The sequence below is a fragment of the Ruegeria sp. HKCCD7559 genome (assembly GCF_013110575.1).
In the GTDB taxonomy this organism is placed as follows: Bacteria; Pseudomonadota; Alphaproteobacteria; order Rhodobacterales; family Rhodobacteraceae; genus Ruegeria.
On the sequence record NZ_WVQU01000025.1, the window covers coordinates 1 to 1284 of the forward strand.

General features: G+C 59.8%; 1 protein-coding gene. It reads right to left on the reverse strand.

The annotated features are described in order from the left end of the window. Positions 1–108 precede the first annotated feature (108 nt). The coding region (gene tuf, locus GS605_RS20930; protein ID WP_171725214.1) for an elongation factor Tu at positions 109–1284 on the reverse strand (1176 nt) is incomplete at its 5' end.

The following is a 1284-nucleotide window of genomic DNA, read 5'->3' on the forward strand; positions in this document are numbered from 1 at the left end:
AAAACAAAAAAAGGCCGCCCCGGTGTGGAGCGGCCTTCTTTGGTTCGACGGTGTGGGCTCTCATTGCTCTTTCAGAGCAACTGCCGCCCACCAGTCGGCAAAGCCGACTTACTCGATGATTTTCGACACGACGCCGGCGCCGACGGTGCGGCCGCCTTCGCGGATGGCGAAGCGCAGGCCGTCTTCCATCGCGATCGGAGCGATCAGCTCGACGGTGAAGCCGACGTTGTCGCCAGGCATAACCATCTCGGTGCCAGCCGCCAGGGTCACGGTGCCGGTCACGTCAGTGGTCCGGAAGTAGAACTGCGGACGGTAGTTTGCGAAGAACGGGGTGTGACGGCCGCCTTCTTCCTTGGTCAGGATATAGGCTTCGGCTTCGAACTTGGTGTGCGGTGTCACCGAACCCGGCTTACACAGAACCTGGCCACGCTCAACGCCGTCACGGTCGATACCGCGCAGCAGGGCGCCGATGTTGTCGCCCGCTTCACCGCGATCCAGCAGCTTGCGGAACATTTCAACACCGGTACAGGTGGTTTTCTGAGTGTCGCGGATGCCGACGATTTCGATCTCGTCGCCAACATTGATCACGCCACGCTCGACACGGCCGGTCACAACGGTACCACGGCCCGAGATCGAGAATACGTCTTCAACCGGCATCAGGAACGGCTTGTCGACTTCACGCTCAGGGGTGTCGATGTAGTCATCAACAGCCGCCATCAGTTCGCGGATCTTCGCTTCGCCGATTTCCGGGTTGTTGCCTTCCATCGCGGCCAGAGCCGAACCTGCAATGATCGGAATATCGTCGCCAGGGTATTCGTAGCTGGACAGCAGTTCGCGAACTTCCATCTCAACCAGTTCCAGCAGCTCTTCGTCGTCGACCTGGTCAACTTTGTTCATGAACACGACCATCTTCGGGATGCCAACCTGGCGGCCCAGCAGGATGTGCTCGCGGGTCTGCGGCATCGGGCCGTCAGCGGCGTTCACAACCAGGATCGCGCCGTCCATCTGAGCGGCACCGGTGATCATGTTCTTGACGTAGTCGGCGTGGCCGGGGCAGTCGACGTGCGCATAGTGGCGGTTGTCGGTCTCGTATTCCACGTGGGCGGTCGAGATGGTGATGCCGCGCGCTTTCTCTTCCGGCGCACCGTCGATCTGGTCATACGCTTTGAAGTCACCGAAATACTTGGTGATTGCTGCGGTCAGCGTGGTCTTGCCGTGGTCAACGTGGCCAATCGTGCCGATGTTGACGTGCGGTTTTGTACGCTCAAACTTTTCCTTTGCCAT